Origin of the sequence: Albidovulum sp. (genome assembly GCF_049646345.1) — a bacterium.
In the GTDB taxonomy this organism is placed as follows: domain Bacteria; phylum Pseudomonadota; class Alphaproteobacteria; order Rhodobacterales; family Rhodobacteraceae; genus Albidovulum.
Window position 1 is genome coordinate 1 of sequence record NZ_JBARVQ010000812.1, and the last position, 3,992, is coordinate 3,992.

Consider the following 3,992-nt stretch of genomic DNA (forward strand, 5'->3'; position numbering starts at 1 on the left):
CAAAAATCCCATGTCGATCACTCCAAATGCCCCCAGCTGGTTCAAGCCGGGGCAAGGTTGCACATGGGTCAATTCTCAGTGACAATTTTAGCCTTTGCCGGGTCAATTCTCAGTGGCAATCAACAGCCGTAGTGTTTGGCGCACCCGAGGCAGTGTTGCTGGATCTGCCACAACTGACCGAGGATCAGCCTGCGCATCGGCCGCTCATCGCTGGCCATGCCGTTCCCTGGCCGGGGGAGATGGCGGTGTTTCGCAGCCCGTCGTCCGACGAGTTCGAATTGCTGACGACATTTGGCAGCCGTGCCCGGATCGGCGCTCTAATCTCGGATTTCTATGCTGGTCCCACATCACGGTTCGATCTCGGCAATTCGCTGCAGATCGATCTGCTGATGGGCACACTGGAAAGCATCACCGACCTGACCCTGTTCGGTGGGGCCAATGTGCTGGCCATCGAGAGCGCGCCCGGCACTTGGGAAATCGTGCAGGCGAGCGCAGCCGAGTTGATCGCGCCGGGCCGTTATAGGCTGTCGCGGCTCCTGCGAGGACAGCGCGGCACGGAAGCGGCTATGGCCAATCCGGCTCCTGCAGGCGCACGGGTCGTAGTTCTCGACGAAGCTCTGGCATCACTACCAATCGCCGAGGCCGATCTCGGGCTTCCCTGGAACTGGCGCGTCGGTCCCGCAAGCCGGTCTGTCAGCGACGAGACCTATGTCGCCGCCTCCTTCACACCGGTTGGCGTGGGTCTGCGGCCGTTCTCCGTCGCCCATGTCCAGCAGCCGTGGCGTCGCCCCCGCACGCCCGGTGATCTGACCATCCGCTGGACGCGCCGGTCCCGAGCGCTTTCTGCCGACAGCTGGGGCGCAGTTGAGGTGCCTCTAATCGAGGAACTGGAAGCCTACGAGGTCGAGATCCTCGATGGCAGCACGGTGAAGCGGGTGCTGAGTGCGCCCACAACAAGCGCGATCTACACGGCCGCCCAGCAAACCACCGATTGGGGCGCGCCGTTCGGGCCCGGCGACACGCTGACAGTCCGCATCTCCCAGCTCTCCGCCCTGATCGGGCGGGGTGCGGCCAAAACCGTCACGCTCACATTCTGAAGGCCATCTCATGTCCGATGCCACGACCAAACTGCTGCTGCCCTACATTCTGGCGGCGCAGGCCCAGAAGCATGTCACCCACAACGAGTCATTGCGGCTCCTCGACGGGCTCGTGCAGCTCTCCGTTCTCGACCGCGACCTGACCGCGCCGCCCGACAGCCCTGCCGATGGCGACCGCCATATCGTGGCGAGCGGCGGGACCAGTGACTGGACGGGGTGGGACCTGAACGTGGCGCTGTTCACGGATGGGACCTGGCTGCGCCTGCCGCCCCGGGCGGGCTGGCGTGCATGGGTTGAGAACGAGGGGCTGCTGCTGGTCTACGATGGCGCGGGTTGGATTGGCACCACGCCGGCAGATCTGCAGAACCTCGCACTGCTTGGGCTGGGGACCACCGCCGACGCCGCCAACCCATTTTCGGCCAAGCTGAACGCTGCGCTCTGGACCGCGAAGACTGTGGCAGAAGGCGGGACCGGCGATCTTTTCTACACCATGAATAAGGAGGCTGCGGGCGACGACCTCGGTCTGACTTTTCAGACCAACTTCGTGACAAAGGCACTGGTGGGACTGTTCGGGTCCGACAGGTTCCGGGTCGCGGTCTCGGCCGATGGCAGCACCTTCTTCGACGGTCTGAGCGTCGACAACGCCAATGGCATCATCGACCAGCCGCAGCTGCCCCGCTTCAAGGCCTACACCAACTACGACAACTATGTGGGCGTCGGGACCTGGACGAAGATCGGCCTGAACAACACCGACTACAATGACCAGGGGGCCTTCGACGTGGCGAACAACCACTTCGTGGCGCCCGTCGACGGTACCTACCTCTTCGGCGCGACGCTGCTTTACAAGATCAACGCCAGCGCCACGGCCCGCATGCGCGGGCGGCTTGTCCTGAACGGCACAACCGAAATCCGCGGCTCCCTCGGCGAAATCTCCGCCACCCACCTCTCGCTTGCCACCGCGATCTGGCTGCAGACCATGGTGCCGCTGAACGCAAGCGATACCGTCGAGCTGCAGGGGTATTTCCGAGTCGCGGACGGCTACTTCGCCGCCGACCACACGTCCTTCTGGGGCTGCAAGGTCGGTTGAGCGGCGGGAGGAGGATTCGATGACACCACCCCGATCTGATCAGGGCTTTGTCCGCATGCCCGATGCCGAGTTTGAGGCAATGTTGGCACGCGCTGCAGAGAAAGGCGCCAAGCGCGCGCTCGCCGATGTCGGCCTCGATGGAGAAGAGGCGGCACTCGACAACCGCGACCTGCGATCCTTGCTCGACTGCATCCGGCTGGTACGCCGCACCGCGATGCAGACGGCCGTCCGCATGATCACCACAGGCGTGATGCTGGCTCTGCTGGCCGGGATCGCGATCAAACTCAAGATATTTGGCGGCGGCCCGTAGCCGTTCACCATTCCCATTCATCCGCCCAACCGACCCGCCCTTGTGGCGGGTTTTTCGTTTCTGGAGGACACTATGACCACGACCTTTTACGACCATTGGCGCGACGCGCCGGAAAGCGACTGGCGCTGGCCCAACTTCTCACCCGCCGAAATCGCCTGCCGCGGCACCGGCAAGTTGCTGATCAACGAACCTGCACTGGACAAGCTGCAGGCGTTGCGGGACCGGCTGGGCAAGCCGCTGATCGTCCGCTCGGCGTATCGAAGCCCGGAGCATAACCGCGCCGTTGGAGGCGCGACGCGTTCCAAGCACATGGACGGCGCGGCCTTCGACATCGCCATGTCAAACCATGACCCGGTGACGTTCGAGGCGGCGGCGCGGGCAGTCGGCTTTCTTGGGTTCGGGTTCTATCCGCGCTCGGGGTTCATGCATGTCGATCTTGGCCCGGTGCGGCAGTGGGGTGAGCGCTTCCCGGTCCGCGCGACAGCCTTTGCTGAGGAAACTCAGCCAGCGCGCGAGGTATTGGCTCAGAGCCGCACTATGAAGGGCGGCGGGGCTGCTGGTGTTGCGACGCTAGGAGCGGCAGGTGTCGAGGTCGCGCAGAATGTCCTGGCTGACACGCAGGCCGCCGTACTGCCGCTGGTGCCCTACCTCGACACACTCCGATGGGTGTTCATCGCCGTGGCGCTCGGAGGGATCGCGGTCGCCATCTATGCCCGGCTTGATGATTGGAAACGGGGGAAGAGATGATCGCGACCATTTTCGGCGGGATCGCCGCCAGCCCATCGGCGCGGGCCGCTTTGCGCTATGGAGCTATGGCTGTCGCCATCGTCCTGTTTCTGCTTTCGATCCGCCGTTCTGGCGAGCACGTCGGGCGGATTGCTGAACGTCTCGAAACCACGGAGAAGGCCAATGAAATCCAACGCCGGATGCTGCAGGCTGCGGCTCGCCGTCCTCGTGATCGGGGCGAGTTGGTTGACCGGCTGCGCGACGGAGGGTTTTGAAGCGAACGGCTTGGCAGCATGTCCGCCGGTGGTGGAATACAGCAGGGAGCTCGAGGCGCAGGCGGCCGAGGAGTTAGCGCTGCTGCCTGATGGATCGACCCTCGTCGAGATGATGGGGGATTACGCTGTCATGCGGGAGCAGGCGCGGGTGTGCAGTTGGTCGGCACCTTAAGTGCAAAAGAACACGTTCAAATAGTGCTTCCTTGCCAGCTTGTAAGCTTTCTGCAAGGCGATCAAGGCATTAGCGCTGACGCGCTTGACCTCAAACTTTGTGATGGGACTGCTGATCGCGAACGCGTGAATTTCTTATTTTGGTGGCCCGGTAGCACCGACTTCGCTCGGACCCGCCTCCCAATCCGCATAGCTTGATCTGGACCTGTCGCGGTTTGATGCCGCTCCTTTGATAGCATTTACTGCAACAAAGGAGACTGACTATGGGACTGAAACGGACGGACGAATTCCGCCAAGATGCGGTGCGTATCGCACTGACCAGTGGA

4 protein-coding genes and 1 pseudogene are annotated in these 3,992 nt (G+C 63.2%); all 5 read left to right on the forward strand.

What is annotated here, in order from left to right; translation table 11 throughout:
* Nucleotides 1-119: 119 nt before the first annotated feature.
* A pseudogene (locus tag WBB85_RS21300) lies at nucleotides 120-1,097 on the forward strand (phage tail baseplate protein); the annotation flags it as partial.
* A 10-nt stretch (nucleotides 1,098-1,107) separates the two neighbouring features.
* Nucleotides 1,108-2,184, forward strand: coding sequence for a DUF2793 domain-containing protein (locus tag WBB85_RS21305; protein WP_432640582.1), 1,077 nt, complete (start codon nucleotides 1,108-1,110; stop codon nucleotides 2,182-2,184).
* A gap of 19 nt (nucleotides 2,185-2,203) precedes the next feature.
* Nucleotides 2,204-2,494, forward strand: coding sequence for a DUF6127 family protein (locus tag WBB85_RS21310; protein ID WP_432640583.1), 291 nt, complete (start codon nucleotides 2,204-2,206; stop codon nucleotides 2,492-2,494).
* 72 nt (nucleotides 2,495-2,566) lie between these two features.
* Nucleotides 2,567-3,241, forward strand: a complete 675-nt coding sequence (locus WBB85_RS21315; protein ID WP_432640584.1) for a YcbK family protein — start codon at nucleotides 2,567-2,569, stop codon at nucleotides 3,239-3,241.
* Nucleotides 3,238-3,495, forward strand: coding sequence for a hypothetical protein (locus WBB85_RS21320; protein ID WP_432640585.1), 258 nt, complete (start codon nucleotides 3,238-3,240; stop codon nucleotides 3,493-3,495). The genes WBB85_RS21315 and WBB85_RS21320 overlap by 4 nt, the downstream gene beginning before the upstream one ends.
* The last annotated feature ends 497 nt before the right edge of the window (nucleotides 3,496-3,992 follow it).

Excerpts from the sequence above, each read along its gene's own strand:
- WBB85_RS21310 (WP_432640583.1), top strand. The coding sequence starts at position 2,204 with ATGACACCACCCCGATCTGATCAGGGCTTTGTCCGCATGCCCGATGCC.
- WBB85_RS21315 (WP_432640584.1), top strand. The coding sequence starts at position 2,567 with ATGACCACGACCTTTTACGACCATTGGCGCGACGCGCCGGAAAGCGAC.
- WBB85_RS21320 (WP_432640585.1), top strand. The coding sequence starts at position 3,238 with ATGATCGCGACCATTTTCGGCGGGATCGCCGCCAGCCCATCGGCGCGG.
- WBB85_RS21305 (WP_432640582.1), top strand. The coding sequence starts at position 1,108 with ATGTCCGATGCCACGACCAAACTGCTGCTGCCCTACATTCTGGCGGCG.